At 71.4% G+C, this 18,735-nt stretch carries 16 protein-coding genes and 1 tRNA gene; 3 read left to right on the top strand and 14 right to left on the bottom strand.

From position 1 onward, the window contains the following. Positions 1 to 30 precede the first annotated feature (30 nt). The gene (locus V5F61_RS07815; protein WP_393988924.1) at positions 31 to 843 is read left to right on the top strand and encodes a transporter; all 813 of its coding nucleotides are present in this window, start codon (positions 31 to 33) and stop codon (positions 841 to 843) included. A 98-nt stretch (positions 844 to 941) separates the two neighbouring features. Here V5F61_RS07815 and V5F61_RS07820 read toward each other — a convergent pair whose 3' ends face one another. The 3 genes from V5F61_RS07820 to V5F61_RS07830 form a co-directional block, all read right to left on the bottom strand. Further along, a complete protein-coding gene (locus V5F61_RS07820; protein ID WP_393988925.1) occupies positions 942 to 1,709 on the bottom strand; it encodes a siderophore-interacting protein in 768 nt (255 codons plus the stop codon). Positions 1,710 to 1,997: 288 nt separating this feature from the next. Continuing rightward, positions 1,998 to 2,567, bottom strand: a complete 570-nt coding sequence (locus V5F61_RS07825) for a PadR family transcriptional regulator (RefSeq protein ID WP_393988926.1) — start codon at positions 2,565 to 2,567, stop codon at positions 1,998 to 2,000. A gap of 11 nt (positions 2,568 to 2,578) precedes the next feature. Next, on the bottom strand, positions 2,579 to 2,818 hold the full coding sequence (locus V5F61_RS07830; protein ID WP_393988927.1) for a (2Fe-2S) ferredoxin domain-containing protein: 240 nt from the start codon (positions 2,816 to 2,818) through the stop codon (positions 2,579 to 2,581). Between the two features lie 48 nt (positions 2,819 to 2,866). Here V5F61_RS07830 and V5F61_RS07835 point away from each other — a divergent pair, with 48 nt between their 5' ends. Next, positions 2,867 to 3,265 carry a hypothetical protein gene (locus V5F61_RS07835; protein ID WP_393988928.1) on the top strand — a complete coding sequence of 133 codons (399 nt, stop codon included), beginning with the start codon at positions 2,867 to 2,869 and terminating at the stop codon, positions 3,263 to 3,265. A gap of 207 nt (positions 3,266 to 3,472) precedes the next feature. Here the strand turns inward: V5F61_RS07835 and V5F61_RS07840 are convergent, their stop codons facing one another. From V5F61_RS07840 to V5F61_RS07885, 10 genes are all read right to left on the bottom strand, one after another. Then, complete coding sequence (locus V5F61_RS07840; protein WP_393988929.1) at positions 3,473 to 4,156, bottom strand: ABC transporter ATP-binding protein; 684 nt, start codon at positions 4,154 to 4,156, stop codon at positions 3,473 to 3,475. Further along, positions 4,149 to 5,375 (bottom strand): ABC transporter permease, encoded by a 1,227-nt coding sequence (locus V5F61_RS07845; protein ID WP_393988930.1) that lies wholly within the window; start codon positions 5,373 to 5,375, stop codon positions 4,149 to 4,151. Before V5F61_RS07845 ends, V5F61_RS07840 begins: the two co-directional genes overlap by 8 nt. 38 nt (positions 5,376 to 5,413) lie before the next feature. After that, positions 5,414 to 6,634, bottom strand: coding sequence for an efflux RND transporter periplasmic adaptor subunit (locus V5F61_RS07850; protein WP_393988931.1), 1,221 nt, complete (start codon positions 6,632 to 6,634; stop codon positions 5,414 to 5,416). 218 nt (positions 6,635 to 6,852) lie between these two features. Then, positions 6,853 to 7,923 carry an alpha-hydroxy acid oxidase gene (locus V5F61_RS07855; protein ID WP_393988932.1) on the bottom strand — a complete coding sequence of 357 codons (1,071 nt, stop codon included), beginning with the start codon at positions 7,921 to 7,923 and terminating at the stop codon, positions 6,853 to 6,855. Position 7,924: 1 nt separating this feature from the next. Beyond that, on the bottom strand, positions 7,925 to 8,551 hold the full coding sequence (locus tag V5F61_RS07860) for a tetratricopeptide repeat protein (RefSeq protein ID WP_394104023.1): 627 nt from the start codon (positions 8,549 to 8,551) through the stop codon (positions 7,925 to 7,927). A gap of 41 nt (positions 8,552 to 8,592) precedes the next feature. Continuing rightward, positions 8,593 to 9,279, bottom strand: a complete 687-nt coding sequence (locus V5F61_RS07865; protein ID WP_393988934.1) for a Fe2+-dependent dioxygenase — start codon at positions 9,277 to 9,279, stop codon at positions 8,593 to 8,595. A gap of 60 nt (positions 9,280 to 9,339) precedes the next feature. Beyond that, complete coding sequence (locus V5F61_RS07870) at positions 9,340 to 11,583, bottom strand: TonB-dependent receptor (RefSeq protein ID WP_393988935.1); 2,244 nt, start codon at positions 11,581 to 11,583, stop codon at positions 9,340 to 9,342. A gap of 354 nt (positions 11,584 to 11,937) precedes the next feature. After that, a complete protein-coding gene (locus tag V5F61_RS07875) occupies positions 11,938 to 13,500 on the bottom strand; it encodes a glycosyl transferase family protein (RefSeq protein ID WP_393988936.1) in 1,563 nt (520 codons plus the stop codon). A gap of 248 nt (positions 13,501 to 13,748) precedes the next feature. Then, positions 13,749 to 15,191, bottom strand: a complete 1,443-nt coding sequence (locus V5F61_RS07880) for an ATP-binding protein (protein ID WP_393988937.1) — start codon at positions 15,189 to 15,191, stop codon at positions 13,749 to 13,751. Continuing rightward, complete coding sequence (locus V5F61_RS07885) at positions 15,188 to 15,907, bottom strand: response regulator (protein ID WP_393988938.1); 720 nt, start codon at positions 15,905 to 15,907, stop codon at positions 15,188 to 15,190. Before V5F61_RS07885 ends, V5F61_RS07880 begins: the two co-directional genes overlap by 4 nt. Before the next feature lie 217 nt (positions 15,908 to 16,124). Between V5F61_RS07885 and V5F61_RS07890 the strand changes: the two genes are divergently transcribed. Then, positions 16,125 to 18,371, top strand: a complete 2,247-nt coding sequence (locus V5F61_RS07890) for a PepSY domain-containing protein (RefSeq protein WP_393988939.1) — start codon at positions 16,125 to 16,127, stop codon at positions 18,369 to 18,371. 285 nt (positions 18,372 to 18,656) lie between these two features. On the opposite strand, the gene V5F61_RS07895 is transcribed toward V5F61_RS07890, so the two are convergent. Next, positions 18,657 to 18,732, bottom strand: a tRNA-Ala gene (locus tag V5F61_RS07895). Between the last annotated feature and the right edge of the window lie 3 nt (positions 18,733 to 18,735).

Genomic DNA, 18,735 nt, shown 5'->3' on the forward strand with positions numbered 1-18,735 from the left:
CTGCGGAACAACCGCGCGCTGGGGGAGGACATGAAGACCATCCGCACATTCATTGCCGGGGCGCTGGCCCTGGCGCTTCCCGCCGCCGCCCAGGCGGGCTCGGAGCTGATGCCGGGCATCTCCACGGGCATTCCCATGGGCTTCCCCCTGCCGGAGGGGCTCTACAGCATCACCATCCCCACCTACGGCTCGCGCGATTCCGATCCGCGCCAGGACGTGACGGCCCTGGTGCCGGCTTGGCTCATCTGGTCCACGCCCTGGACCATCGCCGGCGGACGGCTCCTGCTCGACACCGTGATGCCTTATGTGAACGTGGACGTGCACGGTGGTCCGCAGTTCTCGGGCTTCGCCAACGCCATCCTCGATGCCCAGCTGAAATGGGACCTGGGCGGCGGCTTCTACGGCGGTTTCCAGGCCGGTATCTACCTGCCCACCAGCACCGACGTGGGCAGGGATTTTGCCTCTTTCCAGGGGATCGCCGCGCTCAGCTACCTGAAGGACGGATGGAACCTGTCGTCCACCTTCGTCTACGGCACCGGCAGCGACGGCCTCGATGGCGGGCCGGCCTGGTTCAACGTGGACCTCACCGCCACCCACAAGTTCGGCAAGTTCGAGATCGGTGCCGTGGCCTTCGGCTCCACCGACCTCACCGCGCCCTATGCCGGCTACGCGCGGCAGCGGCAGTTCGCGGTCGGCGGCCTCGTCGGCTATGATTTCGGGCTCGTCAACGTGCAGCTGAAGCTGACGACCGACGTGTGGCAGGAGAATTACGGCGGCAACGACACGCGGGTGTGGGCGAACATCATCGTGCCGCTCTCGGCCCTTCCATCGCTGCACCACTGAGGCATCCGCAGCCCGCGCCTCGGGGCTTCGGCCCCGGGGCTGATTGCGCTGATCGCCGTGCGCGTGCCCCCCGGTCCCGGTGGCCGGGGCGGCCCGCGTCATCCCTCCATCTTGTCCGTGGCGCCCGCCGCGCCCCGAATCCAATAGCCGGAGGCCTTGAGCCACGCCTTCGGGTGGGCGCGCTCCTCCAGCATGTAGGCTTTCACGGCGCGGGCCACCTGCGCCTCGGCGGCGATCCAGGCATAGCCCTCGCCCTCGGGCGTGCGCCACCGCGCCAGGGCCTCGTGCAGAAGGGCGGCATCTTCGCCCGTCCGTCCGGATCGGAGCACCCACACCGGCTCGTGACGGGCCGCGGTGTCGAAGTGCTGGATGTCGTCGGCGCTCTCCACGATGACGACGCTTGTCACCGGCACGCCGGGCCGCAGGCTCTCGATCCGCCGGCCGATGGCGGGCAGGGCGGTCTCGTCGCCCACCAGCAGGTACCAGTCGAAATCGTCGGGGACGATCACCGAGCCCTTGGGCCCGCCGATGGCGAGCCGGTCGCCCGGCACCGCCGTCTGCGCCCAGCGCGTGGCGGGGCCGGCCTCGTGCAGGGCGAAGTCGAGGGTCAGCAGCCGCCGTTCAGCATCGAAGCGGCGGGGCGTGTAGTCGCGCATCGCCTCGCCCGAGGGCTCCGTGGGGTCCGGCAGGAACAGCTTGATGTGATCGTCCGGCGCGCGGCTGGCGAAGTCCGCGAGTTCCGGCGAGGTCAGCTCGATACGCCGCATGCGGGGGGTGATGTCGTGAACGGCGGTGACGGTGAGGGTGCGCCGCTTCGGTTCCTGGCGGACGCGTTCCGCCTGGTGGCGGGTCGGGGTGTTGGACATGGCATTCTCCATGGCGCGCGCGCGCCGGCGCGCGGGCCGCAGGGCGGCTCGTGGGGCGCGCGTGGGTTTGGGAAGGTGAGGGGGAAGCGGCCCGGCGGATGCCGGAGGCTTCAGGAGGCGGGCTCCAGCCGGCGGACGGGGGCCGGGGGACGATGCGGGGCGGGCCCCTTGCCGGGCGGGGCGGGCTCCGCGGGCCCGGCCTCGCGCGGGGCGGCCTCGCCGCGTGTTCCGAGCCTGCTGGCGCAGGCCAGGGCGCGCAGCCGATCGCGGATCCAGGGCTTCACGATGTCAGCTCCGCTCAACGGCGACGGCGGCCCCGTCCAGCGCCTCGGCGACGGCCTGGGCCTCGGCGGGGGAAAGGGGGCCGCGCTCCAGGCGCAGGCGCAGGGCGAGCTTCAGGTTCTCCATGGCACGCACCACCGGGGCGGGGGCGTCGCCGCGCCGGGTGCGCACCTCGTCCATGCGCGCCAGCATGTGCTCCACCTGCGCGCGGTTGGCGGCGAGGTAGGCCTCGCCCTCGCCGGTGACGGCATAGAGCTTGCGGCTGCCTTCGCTCGCCTCCACCCGGATGTAGCCCTGCTCCTCCAGCAGGGTGAGGGCGGGGTAGATGGTGCCGGGGCTGGGGCTGTAGGCGCCATTCACCCGCGCCTCGATGGACTTGATGACCTCGTAGCCGTGGCGCGGCTTCTCCGCGATCATGGAGAGCACCAGGAGGTGCAGGTCGCCGTGCGCGAACAGCCGTCCCAGCCGCCCGCCGCCGCGGCCCGAGGGGCGCTCCCAGCCGTGGTCGTCGGGGCCCCGGCCTCGGCCGCCATGCCGGCTGGACTCATCGCGCGGACCGGAACTGGAACGAGACACGGACGCCCACCTCATTGCCTGCGGCCCCCGGCCGCCTCGATGATCTCCTGAATAGCCCGTTTCTCCACATTCACGAAGACCCGTTCGGCCGGAGCCCCGGATGAGGCCGCGAAGCCGTCGGCCGGCGCGGCCACCACGATCGGGCCCTCGTCGCACATGCCGAGGCAGCGGCAGGTGGTGACCGTCACGGCTCGCCCGCCCGCCGCCGCCCGCCGCAGGTCCTCGACCAGCGAGGCGCTGTCCCAGCGCATGCGGCAGCCGCGGCCCGTGCACACGCAGATCCGCGCCGGGGCCTGGGCTTGCGGCTGGGCTGCGCGCGCCTCGACCGGGTGGCGTTCGTCTCCGTAAAGTTCCCGCGCGGCCTCGTAGAGCGCCAGTGCCGCCCGCACCAGCCGGGCCCCGCCCTCCGCCGGCCCATGTCCGGCCCGTTCGCCGGGATGTCCGCGCTCGGCGTGTCCCGCGAGGCCGTGCCCGCTGCGGCCGTGCCGCATGGGCCGCCCGCCGCCGTGCGCGCGGCCTTCCGGCCCCACGCTCTCGTGCCCGCCGCGCTCTCCGCCGTGGCCGCCATGACGGTGGCGATCATGTTCCTCCCCATGGCCAGCATGCTGGCGGCCGCCGTGGAAGCCGTGCCCGCCCGTGTTCGCGCCATGGTGTCCACCACGGCTCTCGCCACCGCCGTGGTGGCCTTGTCCTCTTGAAAAACTGCGCATCCGCGCCTCCATCTCATTTCGATGAGATTTAGATATATCGAAGTTAAATCGTACTCAATGGGTGCATTGGAAAAATTGCGAATTTTTAACTATTCGAAATAACGAAGGCTCCCAGTCATGCGCGCGCAGCCGCGTACCGGCGGAAGGCCACCAGGCGGCATGCGCGGAGCGGAAGATGGACGTGGAGGCTGGGGTTCAGGGCGCGATGCGCCCGTCCACCACCTTGATGATGCGGTCGCAGCGGGCGGCGAGGTCGAGATTGTGGGTCACCAGCAGGAAAGTGGTGCCGTGGCGCGCATTCTCCCGGCGCATGAGCGCGAAGACCTCGTCCGCCGAGGCGGTGTCGAGGTTGCCGGTGGGCTCGTCGGCGAGCACGAGGTCCGGCCGCATGGCCAGCGCCCGCGCCACCGCCACGCGCTGCTGCTGGCCGCCGGAGAGGTTGGTGGCCCTGTTGCCAGCCACCGCCGAGAGGCCCACCTCGGCCAGCAGCGCGCGCGCCCGTTCCTCGATCTCCGGGCTGGCGAAGCGGCGGTCGGCCAGCATGGGCATCATCACGTTCTCGAGCGCCGTGAAGGCGGAGATGAGCAGATGGTACTGGAACACGAAGCCGATGGAATGGCCGCGCAGCCGGGTGATCTCGTGCTCCGGCAGGCTGCCCGTCTCCGCGCCCTTGATGATGAGGCGGCCGGAGGTCGCCCGGTCGAGCAGGCCGATGATGTTGAGCAGCGTGCTCTTGCCGGAGCCGGACGGGCCGATGAGCGCCACGAACTCCCCATGGGCGAGGGAGAGGTCGATGCCGTGGAGCACCTCCGTCTGCGAAGGCAGCCCCACGTTATAGGACTTGCGGATCTCCTCGAGCTCCAGGATCGGTTCAGCCACGGATCGCCACCACCGGATCGAGGTCGGCCGCGCGCAGGGCCGGGATGGTCGCGGCGATGAGGCCCGTCAATGTCGCCAGCAGCGCGGTCTCGATGAAAAGGCTGTGCTCCAGGATGAGGGGGAACAGCTCCGAGCCGTCCGCCTGCCGGGCGAGGCTGTGCCAGTAGACGAGCGCGCCCGCCCCCAGGGCCGAGCCGGCGAGCGAGCCGAGGAAGCCCAGCACCCCGCCCTGGAGCAGGAATACCGCCAGCACCTGCCCGCGCCGCGTGCCCATGGCGCGCAGGATGCCGATGTCCTTCGAGCGCTGGATCACCGACACCACCAGCACCGCCGCGATGCCGAACGCCACCGAGAGCCCGACGAACACGCGGATGAGCAGATTGGTGTTCTTCTGCGCCTGCACGGCAGTGAAGAACTGGGCGTTGGTCTTGATCCAGCTGTCCGCCTCCACCCGCTGGGAGGCGCCGATCTCCTGCGCCACCGCCTCGGCGGCGTAGATGTCGCGCACGGTGATGTCGATGGTGGTGGCCCCGCCGATGATGCCGAGCAGCGACTGCGCGGTGCGCAGGGCCACGAAGGTGGTGCGCTGGTTCGCGCTCTTGTTGCCGAGGTCCACGAGGCCGGAGATGGTGAGGACGCGGGTCGCCCCGCTGGCGGCGCGCAGGTTCAGCTTGTCGCCGACGCCGGCGCCGAGGTCCTTCGCCAGCTCGGTGCCGACGATGATGTCCTCGCTGGTGAGGCGCGGCTGGCCGGCGACGATATAATCCGGTACCCGCACGATGCGGAAATAGGTGTCCGGTTCCACGCCGCTCATGGTGACGGAGCGGCTCGCGTCCCCGCGCGCGGCGAGCACCGAGCCGGCGGCGGTGGGGGAGACCTCCAGCACCTGCGGCATGGCCCGCGCGGCATCGATGATTTTGCGCCACTGGTCGATGGAGATGATGCGCTGGCTCGGCCGCTGCACCACCGGGTCCTCCAGTACGCCGGGCGCGTCGCGCAGCGGGCGGGCGATCTGGTCCGGCGGCAGCAGCTGCACGTGGGGCTGGGAGGTGAGCACGCGCTTCAGGAAGTTCTGCTCCAGCCCCGCCAGCATGGCGGTCATGAACACGATGACGCCGACCCCGATGGCGATGCCGACGAGGATGAAGAGGGTCTGCATCCGCCCCTCGCGCAGGAAGCGGATGGCCACCACCCATTCGAACGGCAGCAGCCGGTTCATGATCGCGGGCTCATGATCTTGGCTTCATGGTTGATGGCTCATGGCAGCACCGGCCGCACCCGCTGCCCGGCGGCGATGCCGGCGCCTTCGGGGATGGCGAGATCGCCGGCCTTCAGCCCCTCGGTGATCTCCAGGCGCATGCTGCCGGCGAGCCCCACCTGCACCGTCTGATGGTAGGCCCGCCCATCGCGGATGGCGAGCACCCACGGCTGGCCGGACTGGAGGTCCCGCACCGCCCGCCGCGGCAACACCAGCACGCCGGAGCGCCGCGCGGTCTCGATGTCCACGGAGACGGTCATGTCCTGCCGCAGGTAGGCGGGGGGATCGGGCACCGTGAGCTTCACCTGCACCGTGGCGCGGGTGATGTCCACGCCGGGGTTGATGTAGGTGACCTTCGCGGCGAAGCGCTGGCTGGGATAGGCGTCGGCCGAGGCGAGGGCCGGCTGGCCCAGGGCGATCACGCCGAGGTTGCGCTCGTCCACGTCCACCACGAGCTGGGTGTCGCCGGCGGGGGCGAGCACCAGCAGCGTGCGCCCCGGCTGCACGATGGTGCCCCGCTCCACGCTGCGGGAGATAAGCACCCCGTCGCGCGGGGCGGTGATGGTGGCATAGGCGAGGCGCGAGCGGGCGGCCTCCAGGGTGGCGTTGGCCTGGTCGAGCTGGGTCTGGGCCACCACCTGGTCGCTGCCGCCGGGGCTGGCGGTGAAGACCTGGAACTGGGCGGCGTTCACCTGCGCGCGGGCTTGGTCGAGCGCGCGCTGGGCGTCGTCGAGGGCGGCGCGGGTGGCGTTGCCGTGGCTCGCCAGCTCCGAGGTGCGGTCATAGGTGGCCTGGGCGTTCTTCAGCAGGGCCTGGGCCTGGGCGAGGTTCTCCTTCGCCACCGGCAGCGTCAGCTCGGTGAGCTGGCGCAGGCGCGCCTCGGCCTGCGCCACCGCGCCCTGGGCCTGCACGAGGATGGCGTTCAGCTCCTCCCGCTCGATGGAGATCAGGGGCTGGCCGCGGGTGACGCTCTGCCCTTCCTCCACCAGCACGTCGCCCACCATGCCGGTGATCTGGGCGCCGATCTCGACCCGGTAGGGCGTCTCCACATGGCCGCTCGCCACCACGGTCTGGACGAGGTCGCCGCGCTCCACCTGCTCGACCACCACCGCGGGCCCGAGGATGGCGCGCGCCGCCTGCCACGCGCCCAGCGCCGCCAGCGCCAGGGCCGCGAGGACGAACCAGCGATGCGCCCAAAGGAGGGCGAGGCGGCCGCGCAAACCCGGTTTCGGTACTGGAGATGTCACGTTCGGCTCTCGGGCATGGATAGCGTCGGCTACCGGCTCAGGTGTAGACCGCCGGTTCCCGCCGGACCAGAGCGGCATGGGCCCGCATGGCGCCCGCCGGGCGGATGTGGAACTCCAGCTCTACCTTGCGCCCGCGCACCGGCATTGCGCGGGATCAACGCGGCCGGCCCGCCGGCCCCGATGCCGAAGGGTCAGCCCCGGATCAGGCCGGCGCCGATGTCCGCCACCCGTCGGCAGCCCGTCAGCGCCATGGCGGCCTCAAGCTCGGTCTGCAGCACGGTGAGCATGTGGGCGACGCCGGGCAGGCCACCCACCGCGAGGGCGTGCAGAACCGGCCGCCCGATCATCACCGCCGCCGCGCCCAGGGCCAGCGCCTTCACGATGTCGGTGCCCCGGCGGATGCCGCCATCGACAAGCAGCGGCACCCGCCCGCCGACGCGCGCGGCCACTTCCGGCAGCATCTCGATGGCGGCGGGAACGGTGTCGAGCACCCGCCCGCCGTGGTTGGAAACCACGATGCCCCGGCATCCGGCCTCGATGGCGTGCGCGGCATCGTCTGGCGCGAGCACGCCCTTGAGCACCACCGGCAGCGGCGTTTCCCGGCACAGCCGCTCCACGCTCTCCCAACCGGGTGCGGCATCGAGCATGCCCTGGAACACGGGGCTGCCGGCCGCCGGGGGCGCGGATGCGGGCGCGGGCGGCAGGTGGACCGCGTGAATCCCCTCCGGAAGCCGGAAGCCGGCGCGCTGCTCCATGTTGCGGATGCCGCTCACGGGCGCATCGGCGGTCAGCATCAGCGCGGTGCAGCCGACCGCTTCCGCGCGCCGCGCCAGGGCCAGCGTGTCGTCCCAGCGGGGCTGGGCGTAAAGCTGGAACCAGAGGGGGCCGGCGGTCGCCGCGGCGATGGCCTCGATCGGCGTGCTCGCCAGGGTGCTCGCCACGAACGGCGTGCCCGTGAGGCCGCAGGCCCGCGCCGAGGCGAGCTCACCCTCGGGGTGGACGAGGCGATGGTAGGCGGTGGGGGCGGCGATGATGGGATGGGCGAGGCGCTGCCCGAAAAGGTCGATGGCGGCGCTCGCCCCGCGCATGTCCCGCAGCAGGCGGGGCAGCAGGCAGAGCGCATCGAGCGCCGCGCGGTTGCGCGCCTGGGTGATGCCGTCGGCTGCGGCTCCGTCCACATAGGCGCGCACGGCCGGGTCGACGCGGCCGGCGAAGTGCCGCTCGTAGTCCGGCAGGCTGACGCAGTCGGGCGGCACCGTCATCTCACGCCCTCCGGCCGGCGGCGCGCGCGGCGGCCCGGCGGGCCAGGGCGGCGAGGCGGGGGTCGTCCTGCTCGCCGATGGCCTCGGCCATGGCCTGGTGGAAATGGGGAAAGCCGGTCTCCAGCGCCCGTTCGAGCCAGGGCAAGGCGGCATCCCCCGCGCCATCCTCCAGCAGCAGGCGACCGAGGTTGAAGGCGGCCCAGCAATCGCCGATCCCGCCGCCGGCGCGGAAGAAGTCCGCCGCCTTCTCCCGGTCGGCGGGCACCGCGCGGCCGGCTTCGTGGAACAGGCCCAGCATGTTGTAGGCGCGGCCGATGCCCCGGCGCGCCGCTTCCAGGTAGAGCGCGTAGGCGGCGTGGTCGTCGTGCGCGACCCCCCGGCCGCGCGCGTGCAGGTCCGCGAGGTTGAACAGAGCCCAGCCATCGCCCATGGCGGCGGCCCGGCGGAAATAGGGGGCCGCCGCCGCAGGGGCGGGCGCGGTGCCCCAGCCGCGCTCGTGGCAGCGGCCGATCATGTTGAAGGCGCAGGCGTTTCCCGCGCGGGCGGCGGCGCGGAACCAGTCCAGGGCGTGGGCGCCGTCACCGCGGTCCAGGCACATCTGGCCGAGGGCGAGGTGCACTTCGTCCATGGTGGGCTTGCGGGCCGGGGCGCCGGCGGCGGGCGGGGGCGTCACAGCTCGGCCCAGCGCCGCAGGAGGTTGTGATAGTGATTGACGAGCCCGTGCACGGCCGGGTCGTCGTCGCCGATGCGGCGGCGCAGGCCGATGATGGCCACGTCGAGATCGTAGAGCATGGCCCGCTGGCCGTCGTCGCGCACCATGGACTGGGCCCAGAAGAAGGCGGCCCGCCGGCTCCCGCGCGTGACGGGCGCCACCTGGTGCAGGCTCGACGCGGGATAGAGCACGAGGTGGCCGGCGGGCAGCTTCACCGCCTGGGTGCCGTAGGTGTCCTCGATCATGAGCTCGCCGCCCTCGTAGTCCTCCGGCGGCGACAGGAACAGGGTGGAGGAGACGTCCGCGCGCATGCGGAAGCCGTTGGTGCCGGGGATGGCGCGGATGGCGTTGTCGGTGTGAAGGCCGAATGCCATGCCCTCATCATAACGGTTGAACATGGGCGGCAGGATGCGCAGCGGCAGCACCGCCGAATTGTAGGTGGCGCTGCGCGCTAGCGCCCGCAGCACCAGCTCCCCGAGGGACAGGGCGAGCGGGCTTTCCACGGGCAGCTGGGCGTTGCTCTTGGCCTTCGCCGCGAGGTCGCCCGCCGTCCGCCGCCCGTCGATCCAGCCTGCCCCTTCGAACTCGGCCTGGATGTGGCGCAACTCGTCGGGCGTGAGGATGTCGGGAATGGTCAGCAGCATGGCGGCGGGCTCGAAAAAAGGCGGGGAAGCCCCCGCGCCGGGCGGGCGCGGGGGGCATTTTCAGAAGGTGGTGCCAAGGTTCACGAGGAAGGTCCGCCCGGAGGTGGGCACGACGCGCGCGGTGTTGAACGACGAGGCGTAGTTGAGGTGGTCGGTGAGGTTGTAGGCGTTGAGGGCCAGCCGCCACTTCTTGTCGAGGCTTTCGAGCGAGATCATCGCGTCGAGGGAGAAGGTCTCCGGCACCTCGGCCAGGTTGCCTGCGTCCGACCAATAGGCCGAGGCATAGCGCGCGCCGCCGCCGACCATGAGCTTCGTGCCCTGGTGGACCAGGGATTCGAGATCGTAGCTGGTCCAGAAGCTGAAGTTGTTCGGCGGCACGTCGGGCGCGGTGTTGCCGATCTGGGAGAGGGTCTGGGAATAGGTGACCTCGCCGTCGAGATAGGAATAGCCGGCGTTGACGGTCCACTGCCGGGTGATGCGCCCATTCAGCCCGAGCTGGACACCGGAGACGCGCAGGCCGAGGCCGGCGTCCGAGAAGCCCGGCTCGTAGTCGCCGGTGGAGGGATCGACCGTGTAGGAGTTGGTCTTGTCCACCCGGAAAACGGCGGCGGTGGCGCCGAGGCGGCCATCCAGGAAATTCGCCTTGACGCCCAGTTCATAGAGATCGGAGCGCTCGGGCTCGTTCACGTCGGAGCCGGCGGGCACTTCCGAGGCGACACCGCCCACGGCGGCGCCGATGTCGGTGCCGAGCGGGCGGTAGGTGCGCGAGAAGGAGGCGTAGACGGTGTAGTCCTTGGTCGGCTCGTAGATGAGGCTCACCGACGGGCTCAGCTCGCGCGCCGTCGCGCTGCCCTGGATGCTGGAGGCGACGCCGTTGAACTCGCTGTTGAAGTAATCCCAGCGCAGGCCGGCCTGCAGCGACACCTGCTCGGTGAACCAGAAGCGGTCGCTGGCGAACAGGCCGATGTCGGTGGCGTTGGCGAGGCGCGCGTTGTAGCCGTTGTAGTAGAAGTAGGTCTGCGGATACCCGAAGGTCGGGTTCACGATCATCTGGTTGTTGACGCGGTTCACCGCCGTCAGCTGATGGCGCTGGTCTTCCTGGTAGACCGTGTCGAGGCCGACGATGGCCTTGTTCTTGAATCCTGCCACCTCGAACTCGAGGCGGCCGCTCGCCACGTTCTGGAAGCCCCAGCCGGTCTGCAGGTAGGCCATGCCGCCGCCCGCGCCATAGCTCAGGCGATAGTTGCCGCCGGCGAGGAGGGTGGCGGCGCAGGTGCCGGTGCAGGCGGCCGGGTTGGTGGCGTTGAAATCGCGGTCATAGATGGCGAGCCGCGTGTCGTTGTTGAAGGTGAACCAGCTGTTCACTTCCTTCGAGAAATTGGAGGTCACCACGTTCACGTCGGTGATGTCGTGGTTGAAGTTGCGCACGTAGGAGGTGGAGGCGTCGATCTGCGGCAGCCCGAAGTCGGTGATGGGCCGGTAGATGCCGTCGCGTCCCTGCAGGAAAGGCGTGCCCATGTCCGGCATGTTGCTGCCGTGCAGGTACATGTAGTTGACGAACCAGTTGGTGTCGGTGCCGATGCCGAAGCCGAGGTTGGCGGCAAAACCGGTGCGGTCGGAATAGACGTTGTCGCGGTCGGCGATGTCCTGCTTGTTGTAGACGCCGTTAAGGCGGATCGCCGTGGTCTTGTCGATCTCGAAATTGCTGTCGATGGTCGTGCGGTAGAGCATCCCCGAGCCGATCTGCTGGTCGATGCTGGTGACGCTGCCCATATGCGCGCGCTTGGTGCTCTGGTTGATGAGGCCGCCCGCATTGCCGACGCCGAAGGCCTCGCCGTTCGGCCCCATGATGACCTCGACGCTCTCGGTGTCGAAGGTGTCGCGCGTGTAGACGCCGAAGTCGCGCAGTCCGTCGGAATAGATGTCGCCGCGCGCCGGCAGGCCGCGGATGCGGAACTGGTCGCCGTTGGCGCCGCCGTTGCCCTCGCCGGTGGACATGGTGACGCCGGGCACGTTCTGCAGCGCCTGCTGCAGGGTCGTGATCTGCTGCTGCTGGATCAGCTCCTGCGGCACCACGGTGACGGTCTGCGGCATCTCCTGCACGGTGGAGGGAAGCCGCGAGATGCCGAGGGGGGCGAGATTGGTGTTGGATTCATTGGCCCGCGCGTTCACCTCCACGGTGTCGAGGGCGACGGTCTCCGTGTCGTTCCCGCCCTGCGGCGCGGCCGGCGTGGAGGCGCTCTGCGCGACGGCGGAGGCCGGAAGGACCGTCAGGCCGAGAAGCGCGCCCGCTGCGGTCGCCATGTCTGAAATCTGCGGCCTCAGGCACCGCCCTGCACCAAGGTGAGGCATCAACGTCTCCCAATAATACGTCTGAAATACTTCCGGCTTACCCAAGGAAGAGAAGTCGGGGCGGATATTTGCCAAGGCGAAAATGCCAATCAATCGCAATGATTTGAACTCGTTCTAAATTTCGTCGGGCGCACGGAAATTGGGGCTCGTTTCGCTACCCTGCCGCGCAGGATGGAGTGCGTGCGCGCCCGCGCGCCACAGGCCGCCGACAGAGGTACGTGCCGCGCGCGGGTTCAAAAAAGCTTCATAAACAACATTCTGCGCGAGGGCCGCCGGTCCGGTGGCGGATCGCAGTCCGGCGACGCGTCAGCTCGGGCGGCAAGGTGTTGCCGTGGCGCCACATTGGCCGTCCATCCCCGTGCGCTGAGTCCGGGGCGTGGCCGCGCCGCCCGCATTGCGGCCCCGCCAGAGAATCTCGGCTTCCGCCCGGAACGGCGCGAAGGCAGCCTTGGGGTCGCCGCCCAGCGTCATCAGCGCGGCTGCTGCGGTGGCAATGATGATGCGCTCGGCGCGGGGGTCGCTCGCCTCGCCGGTCCACACGCCCCGCCAGTGCTCCATGCTGGTGATTCCGGTGCGTCCCAGGGCGCGGGGCTCCGGCTCGCTGGGCATGAAGGCGTCCGCTGGCATGCCGGCGGCGAGGCGCATGATGGTGGTGGCGCGGAATGGGTTCAGCTCGGCTACGTCGCGCGTGCTCTCGATGATGCCGAGGTGCTGCTGCCCCAGGATGGTCGCGACGTCACGGTGGATCTCCCGGTAGGACGGCTTGCTGACGCCCAGCAGGCTTGCCCGCGCCGGCACGGGGCACAGCAGGTGCACGAGGTCGTTGACCGGGGAACGGCTTCCCGTGAGCCCGTGCAGGGCCAGCAGGCGGAACAGCTGCGGCGAGAGATCGGGCAGGGGGATATAGGCGATGCCCTGCGTCGCCACCGCCGCGCGGGCCTGGGCCGCAGTGGCGCAGACCGGAACGTCCAGCGTCGCCGCCGCGAGGCCGTTGCGGCCGGAGACGGCGCCGCTGCCGCAATTGCCGTGCAGAACCACCTTGTGCCCCGCCTGCGCGAGGAGGCGTGCGGCATGGAAGAACCATGGCGGGCGGACCGCCTTGGGCGAGAGGTAGCATGGCCAGTCGAGATCCACCGAGAACCCCCGGCCCGGATCGAAACGCGCCTTCACGTGCCGGCGCGCCGCTGCGACGAAGCCGGCAAGCTCCGCCGCCGTCACGCCCCGCAGCTGCAGGATGCCGAACAGGGCGCCGATCTGCACCGGGTCGGCCTCTCCGCCCAGGATGATGTCCATGGCGTCCTCGGACACGGCCGTTTCGAGGGTGCCGCCCTGCTTCTTGTGCTTCGGCCCCACGGCGCAGATGGCGTCCGCCAGCCGCAGCAGGGGGGCGGCGAGGGGCTGCTCATCGCTCTCGCGGGGACGGCGGTCGCGCCGGGGCGCCGGGGCTTCCTGCGAGAGATCGGCCGTCTGCACCGCGAGTGGCGCCACCGGATGGGCGAGCGGCCGGTTGAAGCGGTCGTCGAGGCGGGGGGCAGGCCCCGCCGCGTCGGGCACGCCGTCGAACACTCCGTGGATCTCGGCGACGACGGCGGCGACCCGCGGCCGCAGCGCCTCGGCCTTCGGCGAGGGAATGAGGCCGCGCCCGGAGCGGATCAACAGCGGATCGTCCAGCAGCAGCCGCAGCTCCGCGAGGACGCGGCTGACGCCGGAAGGCTGCACGCCGAGCTGGCGCGCGGCCGCGGTGACGCTGCGGGTGGCCAGGAGGGCATCAAGGGTCACGAGCAGGCGCCCGCGGCCGAGCCGGTCGGGCGCGGGCATCTCTTCCCCCCGGTGCGGCGCGTGGGGCAGGTCGCGCTCCGGGTCAGGCATGGCAAACTCCATTGGGGCAGAAACTCTGTCCTATTGTATTCGCCATCGCCCTTTCGAGAAGGGGAGATGTTACGGGGGATAACGTTGCGTTATGCAATATGCACATGGATTGTCGAGATCTGAATTAGACTTATTAAAAACTGGAGACGCTTGTCGGCTGTGCTGCAAGGCTCCCGCACCTTTGCCTGCGCCGACGCAATGCCGGAGGGACTTTGTCATTCGGGGGCCGACAGAGAGTCCGTGGGGCATCAGGCCTCGGCCTGTTCGTGCACGGGCAGCAGGATGTGCGCCCGCAGCCCGCCCTCGGGGCGATTGATGAGGGTCAGCTCGCCGCCATGGGCCTTCACGATGCTGCGGGCGATGGCGAGCCCCAGCCCCATGCCGCCGGTCTCGGCGCTGCGCGACGGTTCCAGGCGCACGAATGGCCTGAAGGCGTCCTCCAGCAATTCCTCGGGCAGCCCCGGCCCGGCGTCGTCCACCTGGATGGCCACCTGCTCCGTGCCGGCGCGGGCGGTGGAGACGCGCGCCCGCCGCCCGTAGCGCATCGCATTGTCCACGAGATTGCGCAGCGCGCGCCGCAGCGCCACCGGGCGGCAGGCCACCGCGACGCCCGCGCAGGTGGCCATCTCCGCATCGGCGCCCAGCCCCGCGAACTCCTCCACCACGCCGGCGCACAGGGCGTCGAGGTCCACGGTGCAGGTGGCCTCGTTGGTGGCCTCGGCGCGGGTGAAGGCCAGGGTCGCCTCGCAGATGGCCGCCAGCTCGTCGATGGTGGCGACGATGTCGTCGCGCACGGTGGGATCTTCCACGAACTCCGCCTTCAGCCTCAGCGTGGTCAGCGGCGTGCGCAGATCGTGGCTGATGGCGGCGAGCAGGCGCATGCGGTCGCGCATGAACAGGCTGAGCCGCTGCTGCATGGTGTTGAAGGCGAGGGTGGCCGCCGCCACCTCCGTGGGGCCGCCGGGCGGGAGGGCGGGCACGCTCTCCCCGCGCCCGAAGCGCTCGGAGGCGTCGGCGAGCGCGCGCAGCGAGCGCGTCTGCAGTCGCACGCACGCGAAGGTGACGGCCGAGACCACCAGGGCGGAGACGAGGAAGGAGAGCAGGGTGGGGCGGTTCCATATGCCCGGCAGGCTCACCGTGGTGCTGAAGTGAAGCCAGCCGCGGTCCGGTATGGGCACGCTGAGCGCCACCACGCCGCCGCCGTGCCGTCGCCCCTCCTCCCCCGGCCGCTCGCTGTCTCCACCCCCGCCCTCCCGAGGCAGCCAGGGAAAGGCACCGACGGTGCGCCCGGGGCAGTCGGCGTCGTTGCCGTGGGCGTCGAGCCGCACCTGCGGCGCGCCGGTGTCGAGGCCGTGGAGGCGCCGCTTCAGCATCTGCGCGAGGCTTTGCTCCACCGGTGTCATGGGCCGGGCCGGCGGCGGCTCCTCGCTCGTCCAGGCGCAGGCGTCCCGCGCGCCGAAGGCGCTGGCGAGCCGCTCCGCCTCCTGCGGCGGGGACGTGGCGACCAGCCGCGCGAGGGCCACCGTCTGGCTCAGCGCCTGGCCGCGGACGATGCCGCCCACCACGCTGTCGTGCTCGCTGCGCAGCAGCAGCACCAGCGCGAGCTGCGCCAGCGCCAGCGCCGCCACCAGCAGCACCACGAGCCGCCCGGCCAGGCTGCGCGGCCACAGCACGCGCCCGAGCGGCCTCATGGCTCCACCTCCACCGGCGCCGCGAACACGTAGCCGTCGCCCCACACGGTGCGGATCAGCGCCGGGTGCTGGGGATCGCGCTCGATGCGCCGCCTGAGGCGGCTGACGAGGTTGTCGATGCTGCGGTCGAACGCCTGGGCCGCGCGGCCGGCGGTGATATCGAGCAGCTGGTCGCGGGAGAGCACCACCGTGGGGCGGGTGACGAAGGCGAGCAGCAGCCGGAACTCGGCGGCGCCAAGGCGGGCCTCCTGCCCGCTCTCGTCCAGGAGGGCGCGGCGGCCGGTGTCTAGCAGCCAGCGGTCGAACCGGTAGCGGGCGCCGCTGTCCTCGGCCGGGCGCGGCGCGCTCTGCGCCCGGCGCAGGATGGCGCGGATGCGCGCCAGCAGCTCGCGCGGGTTGAAGGGCTTGGTCACGTAATCGTCGGCGCCGATCTCCAACCCCACGATGCGCTCGGTCTCCTCGCTCACCGCCGTGAGCAGCACCACCGGCACGTCGCTGGCCTGCCGCAGCTGGCGGCACAGGGTCAGGCCGTCCTCGCCCGGCATCATGATGTCGAGCACCACGAGGTCGAAGCTGCCCGCGCGCATGAGCTGGCGCATCTCCGCGCCCCCGCTGGCTGCGCTGACCCGCAGGCCGTTGCGCGCGAGGTACTTCGCCAGCAGCTCGCGGATCTCGCGATGGTCGTCGACGACGAGAATGTGCGGCGTGCGTTCCATGCTTCCTTCCGGCGCGCCCCCTCCGGGGCGCCGAGAACGGGATGGCCCGATCCGCGCTGCGCCGGCGACCGGGAATGTGTAACCAATCGTATCAGCTCCGCGACACAGCCACGGACAATTACAATCTCGCCGGCGCAGGACAAACTTCCCCGGTGCGGATCGTTCAATGAGGATGGGCCGACCGGCCTCGCGCCGGGCGGCCCATCGGAGCCTGCCCGTGTCATTCGCACCCCTGTCGTTCGCCCGCGTCCGCCCGACGCTGATCGCCTTGCATCGCTGGATCGGCCTCGTGCTCACGCCGATTTTCCTCGTCATCATCCTGTCCGGCGCGGTCCTCTCGGTCCGCCCCATGCTCGGCTCCGCGCAGCCGCGGGCGGGCGCGGGCGCCGCCATCGACGCGAACGCGCTCGCCGCGCTCGTCGCCCAGCTGGAGGCGGGCGGCCAGGTGAGCGCGGTGTCGGTGGCCGACGGCGGGCGCGCCGTCACCGTCACATCGAGCGCACCGGAGATCGCCGGCACCTGGAACCTTGCCACGCGCGCACACACGCCGGCGCCGGCCGGCGGCATCGATGTGTTCCGCACCGCCGAGAACCTCCACAAGTCGCTCCTGCTCGGCCTCGGCATCGTGGTGGAGGCCGCGAGCTTCCTCATGCTCGCCATCATGGTGGCGGGGCCTTTCCTGGCGTGGCTGCGCTTCCGGAACAGCCTCATCGGCTGGCACATGGCCGTGGGCTGGTGCCTGCTGCCGGTGACGCTGGTGGCGCCGGTGACGGCGGCGATGCTCATCCTCGGCATCGGCACGGGCCCGCGCCCCCAGCTTCCGCGGGTGCAGCAGCCGGTGGCCATCGGCGCGGCCATCGCCACCGCCGCGCGCGAGCTCGACACCAGCCGCCTCGTCACGGCGCGCCGGTTCCGGGGCGGCACGGTCATGATCCGCGTGGCGGGGCCCGGCGGCGGCAATTTCGTGGTCACCGACACCGGCGTGACGCCGCTGGTGGGCGGGCCGGGGCTGGTGAAGCAGATCCACGAGGGCACCTGGGCCGGCGCGTGGTCCGGCAGCCTCAACCTCGCCATCTCCATCGCGCTGGCGGGCCTCACAGTCACCGGCTTCATCTCCTGGTTCCGCCGCTGGCGGCGCGACCGCGCGGCCCCGCTTGCGGCGGGGGCCGACATCCTCGTCGCCCACGCGAGCCAGACCGGCACCGCCGCGCGGCTGGCCGCCGCCACCTGCGAGGGGCTCGTGCGGGCCGGGGAGAAGGCCACCCTGGCCCCCCTCGGCGCGGTGCGAGCGGAGGATCTCGCCCGTTTCCGGCTGGTGCTGCTGGTGGCGGCCACCACCGGCGAGGGCGAGGTGCCGGCCGGCGCCCGCCATGTGGCGGGCGGGCTGAAGCCTGGCGCCCTCGACGGCGTGAAGCTCGCGGTGCTCGGCCTCGGCGATCGCGCCTACGCCCATTTCTGCGGTGGCGCGCGCGCGCTGCGCGCCGCCCTGCTGGCGGCGGGGGCCGTGGAGGCCATGGAGATGCGCGAGGCCGACGGCGAGCCTTCCACCGCCTGGGTGGGCTGGATCGACGCGCTGCGCGCGGAACTGGGCCTGAAGTGCGAGGTGCCGAGCCTTCCGCCGGTGAGCCCGCCCGTCACCCTCACGCTCGCCGCGCGCGAGCGTCTCGACGTGCCGGCGCCGGCGGGTGCCGAGAGCCGGACGCCGCAGGACGGGACCCAGGAAACCTGGCGCATCGTGCTCGAAAGCGCGGATGATCTCGACTTCCGGCCGGGCGACCTCGTGCGCCTTTCCCCCGGCGGCGGGGAACGGGAGCGCTCCTATTCCGTGGGCAGCTCCAGCCGGGTCGATCCGCGCCGCATCGAGCTCACGGTGCGCCTGCATGCCTGGACGGGCGAGGACGGCGCCCCGCATTACGGCCGAGTCTCCGGCTTCCTCCTGCGGGAGGCCTTGCCGGGCGGGCAGATCGAGGCGCGGCTCGATCCCCATCCCGGCTTCAACCCGCCGTCCGATCCGCAATGGCCGGTGGTGATGATCGGCGCCGGCTCCGGCATCGCGCCGTTCCCCGGCTTCATCACCGAGCGGCGGGCGAGCGGAAAGGCGGGCCCGGCGTGGCTCCTGTTCGGCAACCGGCACCGGGCCGGGGACTTCCTGTGGCGCGACCTGCTGGAGGAGGCCCTGCGCGACGGCACGCTTTCGCGCCTCGACACCGCCTTCTCCCGCGATCCGGACGACGGCGCCCATATCCAGCAGCGGCTCCAGGAGAACGCCGGTGAGGTCTATGCGTGGCTGATCGAGCGCAAGGCGGTGGTCTATGTCTGCGGCCGGCGCGCCATGGCGCGGGGGGTGGAGGAAACCCTGGCCGGCATCCTCGCCTCACAAGGCGGGCTCGGCACGGCGGAGGCGCGTGCCGAGATCGGCCGCTGGCTGGCCGAGGGCCGCATTCGCGTGGATGCCTTTGATTGACACAGGGAGGCTGGCGGCGGGCGCAGGGTGCGCCGCGCTCACCGCAAGAGGCGCAGGCGCCGGGCCGCCCGAGCCGGAGGATGAGCTGTTCCCACATCCGGCGCTGCCGTTGGCCCGGCCTGTCGTCCAAGCCGTGGCCGCGTGCCGAGGCATGGAAACGGGCGATGGCACGACCAACACTCCCGGCAGCACAAGGCGCAGTACGCGCGATCCTGTCGCGCGCATCACGCCGAAGCCCTGATCAGCGGATCAGGGTCATTCGGGATATCCTAATGGAAATTTCGTTGGTGGAGCCGAGGGGAATCGAACCCCTGACCTCTGCAGTGCGATTGCAGCGCTCTCCCATCTGAGCTACGGCCCCGAT

Source organism: Xanthobacter sediminis (genome assembly GCF_043195015.1).
Classification (GTDB): Bacteria; Pseudomonadota; Alphaproteobacteria; order Rhizobiales; family Xanthobacteraceae; genus Xanthobacter.

Bases quoted from the DNA above. Each gene is read 5' to 3' on its own strand.
- V5F61_RS07815 (WP_393988924.1), top strand. From the start codon at position 31: ATGAAGACCATCCGCACATTCATTGCCGGGGCGCTGGCCCTGGCGCTT.
- V5F61_RS07820 (WP_393988925.1), bottom strand. From the start codon at position 1,709: ATGTCCAACACCCCGACCCGCCACCAGGCGGAACGCGTCCGCCAGGAA.
- V5F61_RS07830 (WP_393988927.1), bottom strand. From the start codon at position 2,818: ATGCGCTGGGACAGCGCCTCGCTGGTCGAGGACCTGCGGCGGGCGGCG.
- V5F61_RS07845 (WP_393988930.1), bottom strand. From the start codon at position 5,375: ATGAACCGGCTGCTGCCGTTCGAATGGGTGGTGGCCATCCGCTTCCTG.
- V5F61_RS07855 (WP_393988932.1), bottom strand. From the start codon at position 7,923: ATGACGGTGCCGCCCGACTGCGTCAGCCTGCCGGACTACGAGCGGCAC.
- V5F61_RS07860 (WP_394104023.1), bottom strand. From the start codon at position 8,551: ATGGACGAAGTGCACCTCGCCCTCGGCCAGATGTGCCTGGACCGCGGT.
- V5F61_RS07865 (WP_393988934.1), bottom strand. From the start codon at position 9,279: ATGCTGCTGACCATTCCCGACATCCTCACGCCCGACGAGTTGCGCCAC.
- V5F61_RS07870 (WP_393988935.1), bottom strand. From the start codon at position 11,583: ATGGCGACCGCAGCGGGCGCGCTTCTCGGCCTGACGGTCCTTCCGGCC.
- V5F61_RS07875 (WP_393988936.1), bottom strand. From the start codon at position 13,500: ATGCCTGACCCGGAGCGCGACCTGCCCCACGCGCCGCACCGGGGGGAA.
- V5F61_RS07880 (WP_393988937.1), bottom strand. From the start codon at position 15,191: ATGAGGCCGCTCGGGCGCGTGCTGTGGCCGCGCAGCCTGGCCGGGCGG.
- V5F61_RS07885 (WP_393988938.1), bottom strand. From the start codon at position 15,907: ATGGAACGCACGCCGCACATTCTCGTCGTCGACGACCATCGCGAGATC.